Origin of the sequence: Methylobacterium longum (assembly GCF_022179385.1) — a bacterium.
Taxonomy (GTDB): Bacteria; Pseudomonadota; Alphaproteobacteria; order Rhizobiales; family Beijerinckiaceae; genus Methylobacterium; species Methylobacterium longum.
Genome location: NZ_BPQS01000027.1, coordinates 36,502 through 58,980, shown reverse-complemented (window position 1 = coordinate 58,980; position 22,479 = coordinate 36,502). Strand labels below are relative to the sequence as shown.

The window sequence follows — 22,479 nt, the reverse complement described above, 5'->3', positions numbered from 1 at the left end:
GGGTGCCTCAGCCGTGGGCGGGCGCGGCGGTCCCGTGGTCGCCGGGCGTGTGCTTCTTGCGGAACCGGCCGAGCCAGAGCGAGAAGTGGCGGATCACCACGTAGAAGACCGGCGTCAGGAACAGGCCGAAGAGGGTCGCGCCGATCATCCCGAAGAACACCGCGGTGCCGAGGGCCTGGCGCATCTCGGCGCCGGGGCCGGTGGCCACGACCAGCGGCAGGGTGCCGAGGATGAACGCGAAGGCGGTCATCAGGATCGGACGCAGGCGCAGGCGGCAGGCTTCCACCGCCGCATCCACCGGCCCCCGGTGCTCCCGCTGCTCGATGTCGTGCGCGAACTCCACGATCAGGATCGCGTTCTTGGCCGCGAGGCCGATGAGCACGATCAGGCCGATCTGGGTCAGGATGTTGTTGTCCTGGCCGCGGAACTGCACGCCCGCGAGGGCGGCGAGCACTCCGGTCGGCACCACCAGCAGGATCGCCAGCGGCAGCGCCCAGGACTCGTACTGCGCGGCGAGAACCAGGAAGACCAGGAGAACGCCCAGAGCGAAGACCGCACCGGCGGTGCCGCTCGCGGCCTTCTGCTGATAGGCGATCTCGGTCCAGTCGTACGCGTAGCCGTCAGGCAGCGCCTTCTTGGCGAGCGCCTCCATGGCGTCGAGCGCCTGACCGGTGGAGATGCCGGGCTTGGCCACGCCCTGTACCGGAACCGAGTAGTACAGGTTGAAGCGCTGCACGATCTGCGGCCCGGTCACGTCGCGCACCGAAGCGAGCGTGCCCATCGGCACCAGGGCTCCCGTGGAGGAGCGCACCTTGATCTGCGAGATGTCCTGCACGGAGGTTCGGAACGCCGCGTCGCCCTGCAGGCGCACCTGGTAGATGCGGCCCAGCGTGTTGAAGTCGTTGACGTAGGTGCCGCCGAGATCGGCCTGGACCGACGAGAACACGTTGGCGAGCGGCACGTTCAGCATCCGCGCGATGGTGCGGTCGATGTCGAGGAAGAGCTGCGGCGTCGAGTTGTCGAAGGTCGTGAAGACGCGCTGCACGTCTGCGCTCTGGTTCGCGTGGGCGATCACCTCGCCGGCCGCCGCCATGAGCGGGCCGATGTCGGAGGATTGGCGGCTCTCGATCTGCATCTTGAAGCCGCCGCCGCTGCCGAGACCGCGCACGGGCGGAGGCGGGATCACGATGACCCGGGCTTCCTGGATGTCCGAGGTCGCCTTGAGCACGTCTCCGGTGATCACCGCCGCACTGCGTCCTACCTCCGCGCGCTCCTTCGCGCCCGTGAGGGTGAGGAACATGACGCCGGCATTGGTGGTGTTGGTGAACGTCGCCCCGTCGAAACCCGCGATGATCACCGCGTTGGCGACGCCGCTCACCGTGCGGGCCTGCTTGGCCGCGCGCAGGATCACGTCCGTGGTGCGATCGAGCGATGAGCCGGAGGGGAGCTGCACGACGCCGATCAGGTAGCCCTGGTCCTGGTCCGGGATGAAGCCGGTCGGCGTCGTCTGCGCGAGGTGCAGCGTGGCAGCGATCACGCCGGCATAGACCAGAAGCATCACGCCGAGGCCCACGATGCCGCCGGTCAGGACGCGGATCGTCCGGCCGTAGGCATCCGACGTGGCGTCGAAGGCGCGGTTGAACCCGTTTGCCAGCCAGGCCACGAACCGCGTCAGGAAGAACTTCGGCTCCTTCCGGGAGTGGTGCGGCACGAGGAGCAGCTTGCACAGCGCCGGCGAAAGGGTGAGCGAGTTGAAGGCCGAGATCAGGGTCGAGGCCGCGATGGTCAGCGCGAACTGCTTGTAGAACTGGCCCGAGATGCCCGGGATGAACGCCGTGGGCACGAACACCGCCGCCAGCACCAGCGCGATGGCGATGACGGCACCGCCGACCTCGTCCATCGTCTTGTGGGCCGCATCGCCGGCGGAGAGACCCTCGGCCATGTTGCGCTCGACGTTCTCCACCACCACGATGGCGTCGTCGACCACGATGCCGATGGCGAGCACCAGCCCGAACAGGGTCAGGTTGTTGAGCGAGAAGCCGAAGGCCGCCATCGCCGCGAAGGTGCCGATCAGGGACACGGGAATCGCGATCACCGGGATCAGCGCCGTGCGCCAGCTCTGGAGGAACACCAGCACCACGATGACGACGAGGCCGACCGCCTCGAACAGCGTCTTGTAGACCTCGTGGATCGATTCCTCGATGAACTCGGTCGGGTTGTAGGCGATGCGGTACTCGACGTCCGGCGGGAAGTTCTTCTTGACCGTCTCCATCACCTTGCGGACCGACGCGGCCGCGTCGAGGGCGTTGGTGCCCGGCCGCTGGAACGCGCCGATGCCCACCGCGGGGGTCTCGTTAAGGAAGGAGTTGGTCGTGTAATCCTTCTGGCCCATCTCAACGCGGGCGATGTCCTTCACCCGGACGAGGCGTCCGTCCTGCGCCTTGATGATCACCTCGGCGAATTGCTCGGGCGTCTTGAAGCGGGCTTGCGACTGGACGACAAGCTGGAACGCCTCGCCCCTGGCGGCGGGTGGTCCGTTGAGCTGACCGGCCGCGACCTGGACGTTCTGCTCCTGCAGCGCCGTCGTCACGTCCGTGACCGACAATCCGTAGGCGGCGAGCTTGTTGGGATCGACCCAGATCCGCTCCGCGTACTCGTTACCGCCGAAGATGGTGATGTCGCCCACGCCGTCGAGGCGCAGCAGCTCGTCGCGGATGTTCAGATAGATGTAGTTGGCGAGGTAGTTCTGGTCGTAGGTCTTGTTCGGCGAGAGCAGGTGCACGACCAGCATCAGGTCGGGCGAGGCCTTGCGCACCGTGACGCCGAGGTTGCGCACGTCCGGCGGCAGGCGCGGCTGCGCCACCGACAGCCGGTTCTGCACCAGCACGTTGGCGATATCGAGGTTGGTGCCGACCTTGAAGGTCACGGTCAGCAGCATGTTGCCGTCGTTGGTCGACAGCGACGTCATGTAGAGCATGTTGTCGACGCCGTTGACCTCCTGCTCGATCGGCGTCGCGATCGTGGCGGCCACCGTCTCGGCGTTGGCGCCCGGATAGGAGGCGCGCACGGTCACGGTCGGCGGCACGATCTCGGGATACTGCGAGACCGGCAGGCTCTCGTAGGCCACGAAGCCGAGGATCAGGAACACGATCGACGTGACGGACGCGAAGATCGGCCTGTCGACGAAGAAATGGGCGAAACGCATCGGTCAAACCTCTGAGGCCCGCCGGTCTCCCGGTCGGGGCCCTGCGTCGTCGGTGCGGGGCGCGCCAGGTGGCGCGCTCGGAAGCGGTCGCGATGAGCCGCTCGGGCTCACGTCTTGCTCGGCGGCAGCTCGACGGTCTCCGGCGTCACCTTGGCGCCGGGCCGGATACGGGAGATGCCGTTGACCACGAGGGTCTCGTCCCCCTTCAGCCCGGACTGGATCACCCGATAGCCGTCGACCTTCGGTCCCAGCGTCACGTCCTTCTGCTGGATCACGTTGTCGGGACCGAGCAGGTAGACGATCCGCTTGTCCTGGTTGGCGGCCACCGCCTCGTCGGGGATCAGCACGCCCTGGTACGGCTTGGTCGCGGGCATCGAGACGATGCCGAACAGGCCGGGCTTGATGAACAGGTCGCCGTTCGGGACGGTCGCCCGCAGCAGGATCGTGCCGGTGGCCGTGTCGACCCGGTTGTCGACGAAGTCGAGGCTGCCCTTGCGGGTCGGCTTCGCCTCGCCGGACAACGCGATCAGGATCGGCACGCCCTTGCCCTGCTGGGTCTGACCCATGCCGATGCCGAGGCTGTTCTGGTACTTCAGGAACGACTTCTCGTCGACCGTGAAGCTGAAGTAGATCGGGTCGAGGGACACGATCGTCGTCAGCATCGTCTGGTCGGCGCTGACGATGTTGCCTTCGGTGACCAGCCGCCGGCTGATCCGGCCGTTGATGGGCGCCTTCACCTCGCTGAAGTCGTAGTTCAGCTGGGCGTTGTTGAGGGCCGCCTGGGCGCTGTCGACGTCGGCCTGCGCGGTCTGAGAGGCCTGCCGGCGCTGGTCGGTGACCTGCTCGGAGATGTTGCCGCTGCGGGACAGGGTCTGGGCGCGCTCGAGGTCCGTCTGCGAGAAGGACTGGCGCGCCTTGGCGGAGGCGAGCGCCGCCTGGGCCTGCTCCAGCGCCGCCTTGTAGGGCCGGCGATCGATGACGAACAGGAGGTCGCCCTTCTTCACCGTCTGGCCGTCGGTAAAGTTGATCTTCTCCAGGTATCCGGTAACGCGAGCCCGGACCTCCACGTACTCGATCGCGTCGAAGCGGCCGGTATACTGGTCCTGCTCGACGATCTGGCGGACCACGGGCTTGGCCACGGTCACCTTGGGCGGCGGGCCACCCGGTGCCTGTGCCCGCACGGGTGTCGCGAGCGGACCGGCCACGAGGCCGGCGGCCAGTGCTGAGATCACGGTGAGAAGGCTGGGAAGCCGGCTGCGCATCGGGTCCTGCTGTCCGTTGGCCGACCCGTTGGTCGCGCCGAGCTTGACGATTGTTCCGCCGCTGGAGCGCCGTAACCCGCGGGAAACGCTGTTGCTTGTGCGCGAGCGCACATCACGGCGTCGTGAGCCGGATTGAACCGCTGGGTTACTCGACCGGTTCGCCGGACCCGTACCAATCCTTGAAACCGCCCTTGTAGTGTTCGGCGATGTCCAGTCCGGCGTTCTGGGCTGCCATCAGCGCGTGAACCGAGCGGACGCCCGACGCGCAGGAGAAGACGGGCCGCCGCCCATCGTGGGCGATCAGCGCCCCGACCGCTTCGGGATCGAATTCCGACAGGGGATGCGAGACGGCACCCGGTATGTGTCCGGCAGCAAATTCATGCGCTTCGCGCACGTCGATGATCAACATTGACCCGTCGCTGAGCCCGCGCTTGATCGTATCGCGATCGAGGTCGACCACCTGCATTGGCAGGATCTCCGTTCAGCCCAGGCCCTCGCCAGCCCTGTGGGCTGACGCGTTTCCTTATTCGTCAGGCCGAAGGGGTGCAACTTGCTGCGTCCCGGCGAGGGGACGCGCGGCTCCGCTCAGAGCGCGTCCAGCACGGGCATCACGGATCCGAAATGCGCCTTCCAGCCCGGCGGCTCGTATCCGTCGAGCCGCCCGATCAGATCGACCCGCACGGGCGAGGCGGGACGCGCCAGCGCCTCGATCGTCGCCGTCCAGCCGGGGCCGTCGAGAGGATCGTGAAACCGGGCGAAGCGTCCGGCGATCTCGCGATGGACCGGCAGGTCCGAGGCGACCACCGGCAACCCGCAGGCCGCAGCCTCCACCACCGGGATCCCGTAGCCTTCCGCGAAGGAGGGCATCAGAAGGGCGGTGCAACTGCGCATGAGGGCGGCGAGTCCGTGGGTGGACAGACCGGTGGCCTCGATCACGTGGGCCACGACGCCGGGGCAGCGCTCGAGCATGTCGATGGCGCTCTCGGCCTCCCAGCCGCGCCGCCCGACCACGACGAGGCGGGGCGTAGAGGCACCGTGCCGCTCGGCCAGGCGCCGCCAGATCTGAAACAGCAGGAGGTGGTTCTTGCGCGACTCGATCGTCCCGCACACCAGGAACGTCGGCCGGTTGGGGTGGAACCGGGGCCCGGCCCGCCCGAACGCCTCCTCGACGCCGAGGTGGCCCACGGCCACCGGCGGCCGGCTGAAGCCTTCGGCGGCGAGATGCTCCAGGGTCAGGCGGCCGGTATCGGCCGAATTCACCAGGATCGCGGCCGCATGCCGCCCGATCGTGCGCAATCGTGCCCGGTGGCGGTCGGCTTCGCCGGAGCGGCCGTATTCGGGATGGGTGATCGGGATCAGATCGTGGACGAAGAACGCGGCGCGCACGTCCCGCCGCGTATACAGCCAATCGAACCGGCCGGGGTTGTCGAGACGCAGGTGCGAGGTGTGGAGATAGAGCGCATCGCGCGGCAAGGCGGCGATCGGGCTGCCCCGCAGGGCCATGTCGGCGGCGGTCCGCGCCTGGATCCGGCGCCGCTCGGCCGCGCTGGCCTGCGGGGGAGGATCCTGCCTGGACCTGCCGCCAACCCCGGCCCCGGCGGAATCGCCGCAGCGCGTGGCCAGCCGGTGATAGACTGGGTCCGAGGCGGCCTCCCGATCCTCCACCCAGCCGGCAGCCACGGCCTCGACGATCGCCAGCGCCCGGGCGCGGTCGAGGACGCGTGGGCCGAACGCCGTCGACACCACGCCGAAAGCTGGACCGGGCCGGCCCAGGAAGACGCGGGCGTAGGCCAGGTCGACCCGATCGATCCCGGAGGGGCTCGGGTGGCGCAGGCGCGTGACGAGGCGCGTGAGATCGAAGGCGATCGGTCGGTCTGTCATGATCCTGAAGCGAGGCGGCTGCGGCCGTCTCCCTATCGAGCCGAACCCGCCATTGCCAGCGTGCCAGACCACGCCACGGGGCTTGCACAGGCGCGGCGCGACGGCTAAGAGCGCCGAGCCCGCGTGGCGTCGGAGTGTAGCGCAGCCCGGTAGCGCACCTGTCTGGGGGACAGGGGGTCGTCGGTTCAAGTCCGGCCACTCCGACCATTTCACCACCGCGGCCCGGGCCGGAGCATCGGCGGGGCCGGTCCATGCGTGAGCCTGCTGCATATTATCGTGCCGGGTGATCGGTGTCGCCGGACGCTCCGTCTTCAGTGGCCAGCCGGCCGGGTGTCAGCGTTCGCCGGCACGGAGGCGTCTCGTCGTTCACGATCGCGCTGCCGAACGTGCCGGGGGCCGCCCCGATGCGCGCGGCCGCATGATACGCCCCACGCAGTTCCCATGCGCGAGACGGTGCCGGCATTCGCCGCCGTCTCCGCTCGAACCCTGCCGATACCGGCGCCCGCGCAGAGGCTCCGAAGGGTTGAGGTGGCGCGCGCCTGACGGGCGCCGTCAGGCATCTTGAAGTCAGCATCGCGCGGCGCACCGCGGTGACCGGAACCGGCATCGCGAACTCGGCGACAGGCGGGGTCACGACGCACCCGGACCGGACAGTAGCAAGCGGGCACGGCGGCTTCGGCGGGGCGGCGGCTGGCCAGCCGTGTCCCGGCGCGCCTCACGCAGCGGGCAGTTCCCGGCCCGAACGCGGAGCATCATGGAACCGGCATGATCGCCGCGCGGGACGATTACGGGCAGCGACAGCGCAACCATAGACTGCGCTCAGATGATCGAAGGAGCAGTTCAGGACATCATATTAAGTCCGCTTAAACTAAGAACCGAACCCGAATTATCGGAAGAGCACCGTTCGTCGAGTCTGGAATTCACTGCCTTTTAGCATTTCCCGTGCCTTGCTCACGCGCTGGAAACCGGAAACAACACATGCCGAGCGAGACGTCGACCACCTGGGGACGCGGCGAACTGTACGAGACGCTGTGCCTGCTCGTCATCGGCGTCGGCATCTGGTTCGTGGGCGTCACCCTCGGGACATTCGACACCTTGCAGGGCTTCATCGTCAGCAACAGCCTCAACGATCTCCTGATGCTGGCCGCCTGCATGGGGTTGGCCCTGTGCGGCGCGAGCGTCCGCAAGTCGATCCTCCTCCGCCGGCTCATGCTGGAACGGAATGCCGCCGCCGCCCAGGCCGAGGCGATCGCCCGGCACGATGGCCTAACAGGACTGGCCAACCGGCGCCGCTTCATCGACGCGGTCGAGTGGTCGCTGATCGCGGTGAACACCGGCTCCTCGGCGGCGGTGCTGCTGATCGACCTCGACCGGTTCAAGCCGGTCAACGATCTCTACAGCCACGCGGCCGGCAACGCGGTTCTTTGTGCGGTCTCCGAGCGTCTCCAGCAGCTCCTTCCAGCCGGCGGCGTCGCGGCCCGGCTCGGCGGGGACGAGTTCGCCATGCTGGTTCCGATCGAGCACGGCAGCGAGGGCCTGATGCGCCTCGCGCAGGCTGTGATCGCCAGCATCTCCGAGCCGGTCTCGTGGAACCAGAACGATCTCAAGGTCGGCGCAACGGTCGGCGTGGCGGTCGTCTCGGCCGATCACGCGGACGCCGACGCGGTGCTGCACGCGGCGGACCTCGCCATGTATCAGGGCAAGAAGGACGGCCGCGGCAACTACCGGTTCTTCCGGAGCGCCATGGACGAAGAGCTGCGCGCCCGCGCGCGCTTGGAGACCGAACTGCGCGTCGCCATCGAGACCGGCGCCATCGAGCCCTATTATCAACCGGTGGTCGCGCTGCCCGGGCGGGAGATCATCGGCGTCGAGGTGCTGGCCCGCTGGCGCCATCCGACCCGCGGCCTCGTCAGTCCCTCGGACTTCATTCCGATCGCGGAAGAGACCGGCATGATCGCCGATCTCAGTTACAGCCTGATCCGCCGCGCCTGCCTCGACGCCCGGGCCTGGTCGCCCCACCTGATCCTGGCCGTGAACATCGCACCGCATCAGTTCCAGGATGCGTGGCTCGCCGAGCGCATCCTGGCGATCCTGACCGAAACCGGCTTCCCGCCGCAACGCCTCGAAGTGGAAATTACCGAGAGCGCGCTCATCCAGGATCTCGAGGCCACGCGCGCCACGCTCCTGTCGCTTCGGCAACTCGGCGTGCGGATCGCACTCGACGATTTCGGCACCGGCTATTCCAGCCTGTACCACCTGCGCGAGCTGAAGTTCGACAAGCTGAAGATAGATCGAAGCTACGTTGACGCGATCACCATGAGCGACGAGCGCGCCAAGCTGGTCGACGCCATCATCAAGCTCGGCACGAGCCTGGGCCTGTCGACCACGGCCGAGGGCATCGAGACGGATGCGAGCCTGGACTGGCTCTCCGACCAGGGCTGCCATTTCGGGCAGGGCTACCTGTTCGGTCGGGCCATGCCGAAGGCGGAGATCGATGACATCCTGGGCGTGGACAGCAGCGCCGGTCGCCGGCCGGCCCAGATCGAGGAGCTGGCCGAAGCGTCGTAGGGCCTGTCCGTCCGGACGTTCTTGTGACCGGTCGCGTGCCCAGCGCGACCTTCAGCGTGGCTCCTTGTAGGCAGAGCCGTCGGCGGCGTGCAGCGGCTTCTCCACGAAGCGTCCCTGCCGCGGAACCGCGACCCGGTCGAACTCCGCCGCGAGGGTGTTGAGCGCCCGGCGCATCGCCATCCCCTGCAGGGGCCGGCCGTGACCGGTGATCACCCGTTCCGGCTCGAGGGCGGACAGCGTCCGGACCGAGTTGCGCGCCGCGTCCCAATCGATCGTCAGGTACATCGGCGGTCCGTGCAGCTCCGGCTCCTGAACCGCCACCGCGTAGACCGATTCCTGCGCGGTCGTCACGAAGGCGTCGCCGACGATCAGCGTGCGGTCGGCCTCTCGCCAGAGCGAGACGTGGCCCGGTGCGTGGCCCGGGGTGTGGATCCAGCGCCAGCCCGCCATGGGCGGCACCGATCCATCCTCCGGCAATGTCCGCAGTCGGCCCGACACGTCGACCGGTTTCGTCGGGAAGAGCGGCGACAGGCGGCCGAGAAGCCCGCCCCCGACGCTCGGGTCGGCGGTCGGATAGGCGGCGCTGCCGTCGAGATAGGGACGCTCGAGGGCGTGCGCGTAGACGGGGACGTCCCACGCCTCGGCCAGATCCTCCAGCACGCCGACATGATCGAAGTGTCCGTGGGTCAGCACGATCGCGGCCGGGCGGGCATCCGCGCCGAAGCGAGCCTCCGCGGCAGTCCTGATCGCGCGCTTCGAGCCCATCACGCCCGCGTCGACGAGGACCCAGCCGCGGTCCCCCGCCCCGGGTGTTCCGACGAACACCACGTTGACGAGGACATGACGTTGATAGGCAACATCGTCGGTGATCGCGTGGGTCGCGTCGTCCCGCACGGCGTCGGCCCGCGGATCGTCCGCGCGGGCCCCGGGGTCGACGGGGATCTGCTGGGCCATCTGCGGCGTCTCCCGTGCCGGGTATCGAAGGGGTGAGGCGGCGCTCCCTACGGCGCGTCCCGCCCGTCGGCAGCCGCATCGGCTCGAGATGCCGGTCCGCCCGTCTTCGGCCAACCGGACTTGCCGGGGCGGGTTCCCCGGACGGCCCGGCATCGCACCGGCCGAGACGCACCCCATATTGCGGGCATCGACGCTCCGTCCCAGGTCACAGCAGCCTCGAATCACAGCATGGCACCGAGCCCGCTCGCCCTCATCGCCTCAGCCGCCCTGATCGCCGCGGTCGCCGCCGGCACAGGCGCGATCGTCGTGCAGCAGGGTTCGCAGTTCAGCCATCCGCGCCGAGTCGGCGGCCCCTTCACCATGTCGGATCTCGACGGCCGCCCGGTGAGCCGCGCCGATCTCCTCGGCAAGCCCACCGCCCTGTTCTTCGGGTTCACCCACTGCCCTGAGGTCTGTCCGACGACGCTGGCGACCCTGTCGGGGGCGCTCGGCCGGATGGGCCCCACCGGGGACCGCCTCAACGTGGTCTTCGTGACGCTCGATCCGGAGCGCGACACCCCCGAGACCCTGCGCGACTACCTGACCGCCTTCGATCCGCGCATCCGCGCCTTCGTGGGCACACCCGATCAGGTCGCCCGGATGGCGGATGCCTACCACGTCGCCTACAAGCGCGTGCCCACCCGGAACGGCGACTACACCCTGGAACACTCGGCCACCGTCGCGCTGTTCGACAAGACCGGCCGCATGGTGGGTGAGATCGGCTACGGTGAGGACGAGGCGCGGACCCAATCCAAGCTGATCACGCTGGCGCTGCCCGGCCAGTGCGCCCAAGGTGGCGGCGCCAACCTCTGGACGACCGACGGGAGTTCGGACGCCTGCGGCCCGCGGAGCTGAGACCCACGGGTGAGGGACGGCTGGGCCGGGACCCGACCGGCTGCGCCGCGGAGAGCAGTACTCAAAGCAGGCTTTACGGCGAAGCTCCGGTCACGGTTGGGGATTGGCCATACTCCCGACGCATTCCACCTGCTCACAACTCTGAATAGTCGAGCTTGTGCAACGTGCCGGCGACCGGCAGCGTCAGCTCGGCGCTCTGGTCGACAGGCGCGCGCCGGTGCGTCCGCCGGACGCCGCGGAACAGGGAAAGTCCGGGGACATGCGGATCGCAGGTTGCAACGCCGAAGCCGGCGCGAGGGACGGGGACGCGCGGGACGGACGGCCTTCGGCGCTCCTCAACCGCCGCTCATTCCTGGTCGGCTCGGCGTTCGGGGTCGGCGCCCTCGGGCTCGGGGGCTGCGGGACATCCGACAGCTTGATCCTCGCTGAAGCGGCGAAGATCTACGGTCCGATGCCGAATGAGAAATTTCCGATCCCCGCGGCTGATGTCAGCAAGGTCAACCCGAAATACTACCGCCGGACCGTAGCCTACGACACCAAGGAGGCGGCCGGCACGATCATCGTCGATCCCGCCAACTTCTATGTCTACCGGGTCGAGGGCGACGGATCCGCCACCCGCTACGGCGCCAATGTCGGCCGCCAGGGCTTCCTCTGGAACGGGGACGCCTATGTCGGCCGCAAGTCCGAATGGGCGACCTGGACGCCGCCGAAGGAGATGATCAAGCGCCAGCCCGAAGCGGCCAAATACGCCCGCGGTATGCCGGGCGGCCTCGAGAATCCGCTCGGCGCCCGGACCCTGCATCTCTACCAGAACGGCGCCTACACCCTCTACACGATCTACGCGAGCAGCGATGCCGAATCGATCGGGACCGGCATCACGAGCGGTTGCGTGGGGTTGCTCAGCCAGGACATGATCCACCTCTACGCCCGCACGCCGGTCAAGACGAAGGTGGTGGTGCTGCCCGCGTAGACGGCCCGTGCCGGGATCGCCGGCCGGTCCGGACGAACCGTTGGCTTGCCGCCGCAAGTCTGCTTAGAGGCCCCGCGGGTCACGGGACCCGTCCGTCACACCGGGGCTCCAGCTTGATCACGCGCCGTGTCCTGACCGCCCTCGGGCTCCTCGCCCTCGCGCCGCTCCCGGCGCCATCACGGGCGGCCTCGGGTGGGCCGCGCCTCGCGCCGCCCGAACCCATGGATCTCGAACGGCTCAAGGACCTCGCCCGAAGTCTGCGGGACCGGCCCCACGCGCCCCCCGCCGAGGCGCCGGCCGCGAAGGCCCTCGATGCCCTGACCTACGGGCCGCTGCAGGAAATCCGCTACCCGCCCGGCCACGCGCTGTTCGCCGACAGCCCGTATCCGGTGACGTTCTTCCATCTCGGCAATTTCTTCCGCCATCCCGTGAAGGTCTACGCCCTCGAAGGCGGGCAGGCCCGGGAGGTGCTGTACGCCCACGACCTGTTCACCTACCCGGCCGGCAACCCGGCCAAGGACGTTCCGGACGGCGCCGGCTTTGCGGGCTTCCGGTTCCAGAAGGTGCCGGCCGGCCAGCCCGGCGACGACGGCGACTGGCTGGCCTTCCTGGGCGCGTCCTATTTCCGCGCCGCGGGCGACGGCGAGCAGTACGGCGCTTCGGCCCGGGGCATCGCCATCGATACAGCACCGGGCCCGGGCAAAGCCGAGGAATTCCCGGTCTTCACGCGCTTCTACGTCAGCCCGGCGGAGGAGGGCGCCGTCACCGTCCTGGCCCTGCTGGAGGGGCCAAGCCTCACCGGTGCCTACCGGTTCGTCGCCCGCAAGGCACCGCACGTCGTCATCGACGTCGCCTGCACCCTTTACATGCGCAGAACCGTCGAGCGGTTCGGCGTCGCGCCGCTGACCTCGATGCTGTGGTACTCGGAGGGAACAAGCCGGTTCCTCGCCAGCGACTGGCGCACCGAGGTCCACGATTCCGACGGGCTGCTGATGCGGACCGGTGCGGGCGAGCTGATCTGGCGGCCCCTGAACAACCCGCCGCGCCTGAGCGTCAGCGCCTTCGCGGACCGTTCGCCCAAGGGCTTCGGCCTGCTCCAGCGCGACCGCACCTTCGATCACTACATCGACGAAGGTTTCGAGGAGAATCGACCCGACATCTGGGTCGAGCCGCAGGGAGACTGGGGCCAGGGCAGCGTTCAACTCGTGGAGATCCCGACCCATCAGGAGACCGACGACAACATCGTCGCCCTCTGGGCTCCGGCTGAGCCGCCGACAGCCGGGACCGATCGCAGCTACGCCTACCGCCTGCGCTGGACCGTCGCGGAGCCGGTCGCCACGGATCTCGCCCGCTGCGTGGCGACGCGCGCCACCAAGGGTTCCTGGCTCGCCGAAGCCGAGCGGCGGCCGGGGCGGGCCAATCTGGTGCGCCAGTTCGTGCTGGAATTCGAAGGCGCCGCCCTGTCGGGTCTCGACCCGGAGAAGGCTGAGGTCGCCCTGACGCTCTCGCGCGGGAGCGTCGAGGAGGTGGGCGCCACCTGGGCACCCTACGGCAGGCCAAGTCCCTGGCGGGTCTTCCTGAAGGTCTACGCCGAGGGTCCGGAGCCGGTGGAGATGCGCCTGCAGCTCAGGTCCGGCGGCCGTCTTCTCTCCGAGACCTGGGCCTACCGGTACGACCCGGAAGCCCCCGGAACGGTCCTGTGAGCGGCGGATTCGGCGCATTGCCGGGACTGTTCCGCGCCCGGTAGAAGCCTCGCCCCAGCCCCGTCGCGTCCGAGGCCGTCATGAACGGCGAACAACCATCCGGCCCGCAGCCTCCGAACCTGCCCGAAGTCCTGACGCGCCTGCTCACGGCGCCCAAGGGCGCGATCTGGCCGACGCCGGAGGATCGCCACCGCCCGCGGCCCGGCCCGCAGAGGCCGCGCCAGCCGAGCCGGGCGGTGCTGGGTGTGTGGCTGTGGGTGATTTTCTACAACCTCGTCGGTTTCGCGATACTGGCGACCCTATGGCAGACGATGCAGTAACCCGATGATTCGATTTCGCTTCCCACCCGCGCGTTCGGCCCGCGTGGCCTTCGCGGCGCTGCTCCTGTTGGGCGTCGCGGCCCCCGCGACCGGAGGGACGGCCGGCGACGCCCTCAACGCAGATGACGGGACGGGAGCCGTGAAGGTCTGCGCGCCGGTCGCGATGCCGCGCTGGCGATCGATGACCCCGGTGCCCAAGACCTGGACCTTCCTGGACTGCATGGGCTTCTCGGGCGAGATGGGCGCGAGCCATTTCCAGCTCGGCTGCTTGTTCACCAACGTCACGCCCCACGCGCAGAAATACGCCTGGGGGCCAGTGGTGCAGATCGAGAAGTCGGCCCTCGGCAAGTCCCAGGCGCCCATGCCGAATTGCGGCTGGTAGCCCGTGCCGGATCAGTCGCCCGCGACAGGCCAGTCGAGATCGAGGGCGAGGCGGGCGCGGAAGACCACGCGCCCGGTCGCGTCCCGGACCTGCGCCTCCAGGCGCAGATCGGCAGGCGCGATGGCAGGCAGGTGCCGCGGTCGGACCCGGACAAGGTCGTGCGCGGCCTCCACCAGCGCTTCGGCGGCCGAGTGACACGCCTCCCGCTCGCCGACAAAGTCGAGCCCCTCGTCGTCGCGGGATAGACCCTGGCCGTCTATGAAATCGGTGAAGTAGCGCACGGCGCAGGACCTCACGGGCAGGTCAGGAGCGTGGGCCGCGGCCCGACGCCTGTCGCTAACCTGTGTAAAGGACTCGGCCGTGCAGTCAGGCCTGGGCGCAGCCCGTCCGACTCCGGGCAAGCTTGGCCTTGATGGGGCATGGCGGAACCGGCGCGTCTCCAGACTTTCGCTGAGAGATTGTCTAAAAGTGTACGATGCACAAGGGATGTTGTGAGCGGACACCCGGCACGCGCAGGGGCTGAGGCTAGGTTCGCCCACGACGCCGAAGGTTGCGACGGCGGTTCACTCGGTCGAAGCGTCGATGTTCACACGTCCCGCCGTCGGGCGTCGAAGGTGGCATCTCCGCCGCGTGCCGCCTGAAAGAACAGGCGTCCGCAGATCGTCTCGCCCGGGTCGAAGCAGTGGGGCGATGCCGGACCGGCGGTCGTCGACACGCCGACCTGATCGCGTCCCGCGGAGCGCGCAAGGGGCCGATCAGGCGCTCGTACTCGGCCTCTGCACGCCCGTAGTCTGACCGGCCGCCCACCCAGCTGCGCACGGCTGAGGAGCCGGATCCGCCCACACCGAGCCGGGACCAAGCGGGCCCCCTCCAGCGCGTGGATCGCCACCGTCGCCTGAGGCCTGCGCACGCCCACCCTGATCGACAGAAATTCATGGATGACGGAGATATCGTCCTCTTCCTTCCGATCGTGGTGCATCCGAAGCCAGCATGCGAGCCGTTCCTCGCCCGGTGCTCCCGCGCAGGCGACGGCCGTCTGCCCGATCTGCCTCAGGAAGGTCGGGGCGGCGCGCGGCAGGAGCATGTGCAACGATTCGCGGGTTTCGGCCGCCAGCAGGGCGGGCGCGGAAATCCGTCGGCCGTATCCGGTGACCCGCATGAAGATCTGATCGCGAACCGAGTCGGCGCCTCGCATCAGCGCGGGGACAGTCCTGCCGTTGCGGCCGAAGAGTTCGACCTCGATCCGACCGCCTGCCGCCAGAGCTCGAAACCAGCGAGCACAACGGGTTTGATGACGACGGCGTGCGGGTTGGTCTCGGCCGGTTTCACCGGCACCAGGCCAGGGGGAAGGTCGACTGGCTCGCAGTGCGGTTCGAGCCGTGCGCCGTCGGTCCGGAAAGGGCAGCACGAAGGCGGTTCTGATGGGCCATCGCGGTGCGGTGTGCGCAGCGGCGGACCCGCGCGTCGGCCCGGCCCCACGCTTCGAAGGCGTTCGCCGAGCCATGATCGGAACGTCAGGGGAATGCGAGCCTGTACTGCTCTCGCCTTCGGGAGCGTCTGGAATCAAACTGTTTCAGCCGCCTGAATGTGGCGGGTTCCCCAAGCAACACCGTCCACAAGTCGCGACCCTCGATCCAAAGCTTCGTTAAGTGCGTGCACCCATACCGTTCAACTGCAGCGTGGAGATGTGGCCCCGGCGCCACGTGAGCCCCCATTGCAGGGTTCGCTCTGTCCAGGGGCGCCGAGGTGCTTTGACGTGCGCCACCGATCGGTCTAGAGATCTGAATACACGACAAGCAAGAACCGTGCCGAGCGGGTGTGGTTTCTGCTGACAAACCGTGTCGGAAAGGCGATCGGGGCTTCGCATGAGTTTGGTGCAACGGCTGGAAGTGCGTCAGGGCCAAGCCCTGGTGATGACGCCGCAGCTCCTGCAAGCAATCAAGCTCCTGCAACTCTCACAGCTCGACCTTGCCGCTTATGTCGACGCCGAGCTGGAGCGGAATCCGCTGCTCGAGCGCGCCGAGGCCGAGCCCACGAACGCCTCCGAGGCTGCTGGAGATCACGGGGACGAGGCCGGCTCGGACGGCTTCGAGACGGCGGAGCCCGAAGCGTGGCTGTCCACCGACCTTAATCCCAGCCGGAGCGAGATCGAGAGCGATTTCGACACGCGGCTCGACAACGTCTTCCCCGACGAGTCGCCGGTTCAGGCGCGGGAGGCTGCCGGGGGCGACATGCTCTCGCTCACGCCGCCCCCGTACGGCAGCACCGGCGGGAGCTTCGACGCCGAGGCCCCGGATTTCGAGGCGACCCTCACGGCCGAGACCTCGCTGCGCGATCACCTGGCCGGCCAGCTCGACCTCGCGACGCGCGAGCCCATCGAACGGCTCGTCGGCGGCTTCCTGATCGACGCGGTCGACGAGGCCGGCTACCTGCGCGAGACCGTGGAGGGCGTGGCCGAGCGGCTCGGCGCCGATCCGGCACTCGTGGCCCGGATGCTCGGCGTCGTGCAGAGTTTCGACCCGCCCGGCGTCGCGGCCCGGGACCTTGCCGAATGCCTCGCGATCCAGTTGCGCGAGCGCGACCGGTTCGATCCGGCCATGCAGGCGCTGGTCTCGCGCCTCGATCTCGTGGCTAAGCGCGACTTCGCCGCGCTCCGGCGGCTCTGCGGCGTGGACGACGAGGATCTCGTCGACATGCTGGGCGAGATCCGCCGCCTCGATCCCAAGCCCGGCCGGGCCTTCGGGTCGAGCGCCGTCGAGGTGCTGATCCCCGACGTGTTCGTGCGGGCCGCGCCGGACGGATCCTGGCTGATCGAGCTGAACGGCGAGGCCCTGCCGCGGGTTCTGGTCAACCAGAGCTACTACGCCCGCGTCGTGCGCGGCGCCTCGGCCGAGGGCGACAAGGCCTTCCTGTCGGAGGCCCTGCAGAACGCCAACTGGCTCACCCGCTCCCTGGAGCAGCGAGCCCGCACGATCCTCAAGGTCGCCACCGAGATCGTGCGCCAGCAGGACGGCTTCTTCGTCCACGGCGTCACGCACCTGCGCCCGCTGAACCTCAAGACGGTGGCCGAGGCGATCGGAATGCACGAGTCGACCGTCTCGCGGGTCACCTCCAACAAGGCGATCGGTACGAGCCGCGGCACCCTGGAGATGAAGTACTTCTTCACCGCGGCGATCCCCGGGGCGGCGGGCGCGGCGGCCCATTCCTCCGAGGCGGTGCGCCACCGCATCAAGCAACTCGTCGATGGCGAGGCGCCCAACGACGTGCTCTCCGACGACGCGCTCGTGCAGAAGCTGCGCGGGGAGGGGGTCGACATCGCCCGCCGGACAGTGGCCAAGTACCGGGAGTCGCTGCGGATCCCGAGCTCGATCGAGCGCCGTCGCGAACACTTCGCCCACGTTCCCGCCCACCAGGCGGCCGTGGCTCTGCGCTGAGATCCCGGCCGGGCTTGCGCCGAAGGCCGGTCCGGCCCATCCGTGGCGCCGGATCACGACGCCTGGACCTGCGATGACACCGACCGGAACGCCCTCGCGCAGCCTCACCGCCATCGTGCTTGCGGCCGGGAAAGGCACGCGGATGCGCTCGGACCTGCCGAAGGTGCTGCACCGGATCGCCGGGCGCAGCATGCTCGGCCATGTCCTGGCCGCCGTGCAGGCGGCGGGCGCGGGCCGGATCGCCGTCGTGGCCGAGCCCGGCCGCGACGACGTCGCCGCCGAGATCGCGACGGCGGCTCCCGGCGCACGGGTCTTCCCGCAGGCCGAGCGGCTCGGCACCGCCCATGCCGTCCTGGCCGCGCGGGACGTGCTGGCCGATCCGGACGACGACGTGGTGATCGCCTTCGGCGACACGCCGCTGGTCACCGCCGAGACGTTCCTGCGCTTGCGCGCGCCCCTCGCCGACGGCGCGGCGGTCGCCGTGCTGGCCTTCGAGACCGCGACGCCAACGGGCTACGGCCGCGTGCTCACCGAGGGCGAGCGCGTCCTGGCAATCCGCGAGGAGAAGGACGCGAGCGCGGCCGAGCGCGCCGTGACCCTGTGCAACGCCGGCCTGATGGCCCTCGCCGGGCGGCACGCCCTGGCGCTGCTGACCCGCATCGGCAACGACAATGCCGCCGGCGAGTATTACCTTCCCGACGCGGTGGCGCTGGCGGCGGCCGACGGCCTAGCGGTCGCCGTGGTGCCGGTGGACGAGGCCGAGGCGCAGGGCGTCAATGACCGGGTGCAGCTCAGCGTCGCGGAAGCCGCGATCCAGGCGCAGCTGCGGCGCACCGCCATGCTGGGCGGGGCGACCCTGATCGCCCCCGAGACGGTGTTCCTCAGCCACGACACGCTGCTGGGGCGCGACGTGATCGTGGAGCCCAACGTCGTGTTCGGTCCCGGTGTGCGGGTGGCCGATGGCTGCACCGTGCGGTCCTTCGCGCATCTCACCGAGACCAGCCTGGAGGCGGGCGTCCGGATCGGACCGTTCGTGCGGCTGCGGGGCCACGCCGTGCTGGAGGCCGGCGTGGAACTCGGCAATTTCGTCGAGCTGAAGAACGCCCGGATGGGCGCGGGCGCGAAGGCCGCGCACCTGACCTATCTCGGCGACGCGGAGGTCGGCGCCAAGGCGAATATCGGCGCCGGCACGATCACCTGCAATTACGACGGCGTGCTCAAGCACCGGACCATGATCGGCGCGGGCGCCTTCATCGGCTCGAACACGGCGCTGGTCGCCCCGGTCACCGTGGGGGAGGGGGCCTACGTGGCCTCGGGCTCGGTGATCACCGACGACGTGCCGGCCGACGCCATGGCGGTCGCCCGCGGAAGGCAGGCGGTGAAGCCGGGCTGGGCCAGGGAGAAGCGCGCGGCTCTGCAGGCCGAGAAGGCGCGGCGCGCGAAGGGCTTGTGACGCCCGGCCGGCGGGCCTCGCACGGGGGCTGGCACTGCGCCACCCCGATCCGGTACAAGTCACGCTTGGGCCCGCGCTGAGCGGGACGGCCCGGACCTTGCGCAGCGCCCTCGCGCGGCCATCCGGGCGTCGAAGCGAGAGACAGTTTCATGTGCGGCATCGTCGGCATCGTCGGGCGCGACGCGGTGGCGGGGCAGGTGATCGAGGCCCTGCGCCGGCTCGAATATCGCGGCTACGATTCCGCCGGCATCGCCACCTTGGAGCATGGCCGATTGGCGCGTCGGCGCGCCTCCGGCAAGCTCGTCAACCTGGAGGCCAAGCTCGATCAGGAGCCGCTGACCGGCACGATCGGCATCGGCCACACCCGCTGGGCGACCCACGGCCGGCCCAACGAGACCAACGCCCACCCGCACGCGACCAAGCGGCTGGCCGTCGTCCATAACGGCATCATCGAGAATTTCCGCGAGCTGAAGCAGGAGCTCGAGGCCGACGGGGTCGTGTTCGAGACCGAGACCGACACCGAGGTCGTCGCCCAGCTCGTCAGCCGCAACATGGACCGGCAGATGGGGCCCGTGGAGGCGGTGGCCGCGGCCCTGCCGCGGCTGCGCGGTGCCTTCGCGCTGGGCTTCATCTTCGCGGGCGAGGAGAACCTGCTGATCGGCGCCCGCCACGGCGCGCCGCTGGCGATCGGCTTCGGCCAGGGCGAGACCTATCTCGGATCCGACGCCCTGGCCCTCGCCCCGTTCACCGACGCGATCACCTATCTCGACGAGGGCGACTGGGCGATCCTGTCGCGGAGCGGGTCCGAGATCCGGGACGCGTCGGGCGCCACGGTCGAGCGGCCGCGCCAGAAGATCGCCACGCAGGCCTACCGGATCGATAAGGGCGAGTACCGCCATTTCATGGCGAAGGAGATCCACGAGCAGCCCGAGGTGGTGGGCCGCACGCTCGCCCACTACGTCGATATGGCGCAGGGCCGGGTCATGCTGCCGGAGGCGCTGCCCTTCGACTTCGCCAAGCTCAGCCGCGTCTACATCACCGCCTGCGGCACGGCCTATTACGCGGGCCTCGTCGCCCGCTACTGGTTCGAGCAGGTGGCGCGCCTGCCCGTCGAGATCGACGTCGCCTCCGAGGCCCGGTACCGCGAGGCGCCCCTGGAGCGCGACGGGCTGACGCTGGTCATCTCGCAATCGGGCGAGACCGCCGACACCCTGGCCTCGCTGCGCTACGCCAAGAGCCAGGGCCAGCACACCCTGAGCGTGGTCAACGTGCCGACCTCGACCATCGCGCGGGAATCCTCCGTGGTGATGCCGACCCTGGCGGGGCCGGAGATCGGCGTGGCCTCGACCAAGGCGTTCTCGTGCCAGCTCACCGTGCTGCTGTGCCTCGCCATCGCGGCCGGCCGGGCGCGGGGCACGCTCGACGCGGCCGGCGAGCGGCGGCTGGTCGACGCGCTGATCAAGGCGCCGGGCCTGATGGCCGAGGCGCTGACCCACGAATCGGCGATCGAGGTGCTGGCCCGGGAGGTCGCGAAGGCGCGGGACGTCCTCTATCTCGGCCGCGGCACCAGCTATCCGATGGCGCTGGAGGGCGCGCTGAAGCTGAAGGAGATCAGCTACATCCACGCCGAGGGCTACGCGGCGGGCGAGCTGAAGCACGGGCCGATCGCGCTGATCGACGAGAGCGTGCCGGTGATCGTCATCGCGCCGCACGACGCGGTGTTCGAGAAGACGGTGTCGAACATGCAGGAGGTGGCCGCCCGCGGCGGGCGCATCGTACTGATCGGCGACGCGAAGGGCGCGGCCGAGCACGGGCTCGACACGCTCGCGACCTTCACCATGCCGGCGGTCAACGCCACCGTGGCGCCGATCGTGTACGCGGTGCCGATCCAGCTGCTCGCCTACCACACGGCGGTGTTCATGGGGAAAGACGTGGACCAGCCCAGGAACCTCGCCAAGTCGGTCACCGTGGAATAGGCCCACGGCGTCGTATGCCCGCGATCCGCTCCCTCACGGCGCCGTCCTCGCGAGTGGGATGCGCCCGACGTGCCCGCGACGAGGCCCCCCATGACCGCACGTGACGCCGACGTCCTCCACTGGCTCGACGGCCAGGAGGGGGCCATGCTGGCCCTCCTCGCGGAGCTGGTGAACATCGATTCCGGCTCCTACGACAAGCCGGGCGTCGACGCGGTCGGCGCCCGCATCGCGGCCTTCCTGGCCGAGCACGGCGTTCCGGTCACGACGGTCCCGGTCGAAGGCTACGGGGACGCGCTGAAGGCTCAGGTCGCCGGGTCCGGAGGCGGCAACCGGCCGGTCGTGCTGATGGGCCACCGCGATACGGTTTTTCCGAGGGGCGAGGTGGCGCATCGCCCGTTCCGCATCACGGAGGGCCGCGCCTACGGGCCGGGCGTCGCCGACATGAAGGCGGGCCTCGTGATGAACGCCTTCGTGCTGGCGGCCTTCCACCGGACCGGCGCGCCGGTGCCGCTCATCGGCCTGTTCACCAGCGACGAGGAGATCGGATCGCCGGCCTGCCGACCGATCATCGAGGAGACCGCGCGCGGCGCCCGGGCGGTGCTGAATTCCGAGCCGGGCCGGCCCACCGGCAACGTGGTGACCGGCCGCAAGGGCGGCGTGTTCATGCACCTCGAAATCGTGGGCAAGGCGGCCCATTCCGGCGGCAATTACGCGGACGGGCGCAGCGCGATCGGTGAGCTTGCCCACAAGACCATCGCGTTCCACGCGATCACCGATCTCGACCGCGGCACCACGGTGAATGTCGGGCTCGTCGCGGGCGGCCAGTCGGTGAACACCGTGGCGCCCCGGGCGACCTGCGAGATCGACCTGCGCTACGTCACGCCGCCCGATCGCGGGGCAGCCATGGGCCGGATCGCCGCGATCGTGGAGCGCTCCACGGTGCCCGGCACGACCGCGCGCCTGACCATCAAGGGCGAGTTCCTGCCGCTGGTGCAGGACGAGGCCTCGCGGACCCTGTTCGAGACCTACGCGCGCGTCAGCGCGCGGCACGGCACGCCGGTGGAGGGCGAGTTCGCCGGAGGCTGCGCGGATTCCGGCTTCACCGCCAGCGTCGGTTGCCCGACCCTCTGCGCCGTCGGACCCGTCGGCGGGAAGGCCCATTCGCCCGACGAGTACCTGGAGGTGGCAAGCCTCGTCCCCCGGGCCCGCGCGATGGCCGAGACGATCGCGGCTTTGGCGGCGGGCTGATGGCCCGGGACACGTGCAGGGGCTTCGGTCTCGCAGGGGCTTCAGTCTCGCAGGGGCTTCGGTCTCGCCCGCCCGTTTGAACCGCAGACCGCCGTAAATTTCGGATCCCGTCGGCCGATACAGGTCACCGATGACGGGGAGGGGTTCTTCCCCGGCTACTACCTGTACTCTCCGAGCCGGGCCGATGTGCCCTGTGTACCCGGGCCGTCACCGACCATGTCGGTGCCCC

At 69.6% G+C, this 22,479-nt stretch carries 17 protein-coding genes and 1 tRNA gene; 11 read left to right on the top strand and 7 right to left on the bottom strand.

The features are described from left to right. Positions 1-7: 7 nt before the first annotated feature. The 4 genes from MFF58_RS20520 to MFF58_RS20505 form a co-directional block, all read right to left on the bottom strand. Complete coding sequence (locus MFF58_RS20520; protein WP_238290750.1) at positions 8-3,205, bottom strand: efflux RND transporter permease subunit; 3,198 nt, start codon at positions 3,203-3,205, stop codon at positions 8-10. Between the two features lie 107 nt (positions 3,206-3,312). After that, on the bottom strand, positions 3,313-4,467 hold the full coding sequence (locus tag MFF58_RS20515) for an efflux RND transporter periplasmic adaptor subunit (protein WP_238290749.1): 1,155 nt from the start codon (positions 4,465-4,467) through the stop codon (positions 3,313-3,315). Positions 4,468-4,612: 145 nt separating this feature from the next. Continuing rightward, the gene (locus MFF58_RS20510) at positions 4,613-4,933 is read right to left on the bottom strand and encodes a rhodanese-like domain-containing protein (RefSeq protein WP_238290748.1); all 321 of its coding nucleotides are present in this window, start codon (positions 4,931-4,933) and stop codon (positions 4,613-4,615) included. Between the two features lie 119 nt (positions 4,934-5,052). Beyond that, positions 5,053-6,348 carry a glycosyltransferase family 4 protein gene (locus MFF58_RS20505; RefSeq protein ID WP_238290747.1) on the bottom strand — a complete coding sequence of 432 codons (1,296 nt, stop codon included), beginning with the start codon at positions 6,346-6,348 and terminating at the stop codon, positions 5,053-5,055. 130 nt (positions 6,349-6,478) lie between these two features. Here MFF58_RS20505 and MFF58_RS20500 point away from each other — a divergent pair. Both MFF58_RS20500 and MFF58_RS20495 read left to right on the top strand, forming a co-directional pair. After that, a tRNA-Pro gene (locus MFF58_RS20500) sits at positions 6,479-6,555 on the top strand. A 771-nt stretch (positions 6,556-7,326) separates the two neighbouring features. After that, the gene (locus MFF58_RS20495; protein ID WP_238290746.1) at positions 7,327-8,916 is read left to right on the top strand and encodes a putative bifunctional diguanylate cyclase/phosphodiesterase; all 1,590 of its coding nucleotides are present in this window, start codon (positions 7,327-7,329) and stop codon (positions 8,914-8,916) included. Between the two features lie 51 nt (positions 8,917-8,967). On the opposite strand, the gene MFF58_RS20490 is transcribed toward MFF58_RS20495, so the two are convergent. Then, positions 8,968-9,870 (bottom strand): MBL fold metallo-hydrolase, encoded by a 903-nt coding sequence (locus tag MFF58_RS20490; RefSeq protein ID WP_238290745.1) that lies wholly within the window; start codon positions 9,868-9,870, stop codon positions 8,968-8,970. Positions 9,871-10,098: 228 nt separating this feature from the next. Here MFF58_RS20490 and MFF58_RS20485 point away from each other — a divergent pair, with 228 nt between their 5' ends. From MFF58_RS20485 to MFF58_RS20465, 5 genes are all read left to right on the top strand, one after another. After that, positions 10,099-10,764, top strand: coding sequence for an SCO family protein (locus MFF58_RS20485; protein ID WP_238290744.1), 666 nt, complete (start codon positions 10,099-10,101; stop codon positions 10,762-10,764). Positions 10,765-11,023: 259 nt separating this feature from the next. Continuing rightward, the gene (locus MFF58_RS20480; protein ID WP_238290743.1) at positions 11,024-11,734 is read left to right on the top strand and encodes a L,D-transpeptidase; all 711 of its coding nucleotides are present in this window, start codon (positions 11,024-11,026) and stop codon (positions 11,732-11,734) included. Positions 11,735-11,847: 113 nt separating this feature from the next. Continuing rightward, the gene (locus MFF58_RS20475) at positions 11,848-13,437 is read left to right on the top strand and encodes an OpgD/OpgG family glucan biosynthesis protein (protein ID WP_238290742.1); all 1,590 of its coding nucleotides are present in this window, start codon (positions 11,848-11,850) and stop codon (positions 13,435-13,437) included. Between the two features lie 80 nt (positions 13,438-13,517). Beyond that, entirely contained in the window at positions 13,518-13,757 is a 240-nt protein-coding gene (locus MFF58_RS20470; protein ID WP_238290740.1) for a hypothetical protein, read from the top strand. Between the two features lie 4 nt (positions 13,758-13,761). Next, positions 13,762-14,139: a hypothetical protein gene (locus MFF58_RS20465; protein WP_238290739.1), complete on the top strand. Its 378-nt coding sequence runs from the start codon at positions 13,762-13,764 to the stop codon at positions 14,137-14,139. Between the two features lie 11 nt (positions 14,140-14,150). On the opposite strand, the gene MFF58_RS20460 is transcribed toward MFF58_RS20465, so the two are convergent. Further along, positions 14,151-14,420 (bottom strand): DUF6894 family protein, encoded by a 270-nt coding sequence (locus MFF58_RS20460; protein WP_238290738.1) that lies wholly within the window; start codon positions 14,418-14,420, stop codon positions 14,151-14,153. Positions 14,421-14,725: 305 nt separating this feature from the next. Next, positions 14,726-14,854 (bottom strand): hypothetical protein, encoded by a 129-nt coding sequence (locus MFF58_RS32315; RefSeq protein ID WP_283206455.1) that lies wholly within the window; start codon positions 14,852-14,854, stop codon positions 14,726-14,728. A 1,150-nt stretch (positions 14,855-16,004) separates the two neighbouring features. Here MFF58_RS32315 and rpoN point away from each other — a divergent pair. The 4 genes from rpoN (at position 16,005) to MFF58_RS20440 (ending at position 22,250) form a co-directional block, all read left to right on the top strand. Further along, complete coding sequence (gene rpoN / locus MFF58_RS20455; protein ID WP_238290737.1) at positions 16,005-17,573, top strand: RNA polymerase factor sigma-54; 1,569 nt, start codon at positions 16,005-16,007, stop codon at positions 17,571-17,573. 73 nt (positions 17,574-17,646) lie between these two features. After that, complete coding sequence (gene glmU, locus MFF58_RS20450; protein ID WP_238290736.1) at positions 17,647-19,026, top strand: bifunctional UDP-N-acetylglucosamine diphosphorylase/glucosamine-1-phosphate N-acetyltransferase GlmU; 1,380 nt, start codon at positions 17,647-17,649, stop codon at positions 19,024-19,026. Positions 19,027-19,175: 149 nt separating this feature from the next. After that, complete coding sequence (glmS, locus tag MFF58_RS20445) at positions 19,176-21,002, top strand: glutamine--fructose-6-phosphate transaminase (isomerizing) (RefSeq protein ID WP_238290735.1); 1,827 nt, start codon at positions 19,176-19,178, stop codon at positions 21,000-21,002. A 90-nt stretch (positions 21,003-21,092) separates the two neighbouring features. Next, the gene (locus tag MFF58_RS20440; RefSeq protein ID WP_238290734.1) at positions 21,093-22,250 is read left to right on the top strand and encodes a M20 family metallopeptidase; all 1,158 of its coding nucleotides are present in this window, start codon (positions 21,093-21,095) and stop codon (positions 22,248-22,250) included. Positions 22,251-22,479: the final 229 nt, after the last annotated feature.

Excerpts from the sequence above, each read along its gene's own strand:
- MFF58_RS20520 (WP_238290750.1), bottom strand. The coding sequence starts at position 3,205 with ATGCGTTTCGCCCATTTCTTCGTCGACAGGCCGATCTTCGCGTCCGTC.
- MFF58_RS20515 (WP_238290749.1), bottom strand. The coding sequence starts at position 4,467 with ATGCGCAGCCGGCTTCCCAGCCTTCTCACCGTGATCTCAGCACTGGCC.
- MFF58_RS20510 (WP_238290748.1), bottom strand. The coding sequence starts at position 4,933 with ATGCAGGTGGTCGACCTCGATCGCGATACGATCAAGCGCGGGCTCAGC.
- MFF58_RS20505 (WP_238290747.1), bottom strand. The coding sequence starts at position 6,348 with ATGACAGACCGACCGATCGCCTTCGATCTCACGCGCCTCGTCACGCGC.
- MFF58_RS20495 (WP_238290746.1), top strand. The coding sequence starts at position 7,327 with ATGCCGAGCGAGACGTCGACCACCTGGGGACGCGGCGAACTGTACGAG.
- MFF58_RS20490 (WP_238290745.1), bottom strand. The coding sequence starts at position 9,870 with ATGGCCCAGCAGATCCCCGTCGACCCCGGGGCCCGCGCGGACGATCCG.
- MFF58_RS20485 (WP_238290744.1), top strand. The coding sequence starts at position 10,099 with ATGGCACCGAGCCCGCTCGCCCTCATCGCCTCAGCCGCCCTGATCGCC.
- MFF58_RS20480 (WP_238290743.1), top strand. The coding sequence starts at position 11,024 with ATGCGGATCGCAGGTTGCAACGCCGAAGCCGGCGCGAGGGACGGGGAC.
- MFF58_RS20470 (WP_238290740.1), top strand. The coding sequence starts at position 13,518 with ATGAACGGCGAACAACCATCCGGCCCGCAGCCTCCGAACCTGCCCGAA.
- MFF58_RS20465 (WP_238290739.1), top strand. The coding sequence starts at position 13,762 with ATGATTCGATTTCGCTTCCCACCCGCGCGTTCGGCCCGCGTGGCCTTC.
- rpoN (WP_238290737.1), top strand. The coding sequence starts at position 16,005 with ATGAGTTTGGTGCAACGGCTGGAAGTGCGTCAGGGCCAAGCCCTGGTG.
- glmU (WP_238290736.1), top strand. The coding sequence starts at position 17,647 with ATGACACCGACCGGAACGCCCTCGCGCAGCCTCACCGCCATCGTGCTT.
- glmS (WP_238290735.1), top strand. The coding sequence starts at position 19,176 with ATGTGCGGCATCGTCGGCATCGTCGGGCGCGACGCGGTGGCGGGGCAG.
- MFF58_RS20440 (WP_238290734.1), top strand. The coding sequence starts at position 21,093 with ATGACCGCACGTGACGCCGACGTCCTCCACTGGCTCGACGGCCAGGAG.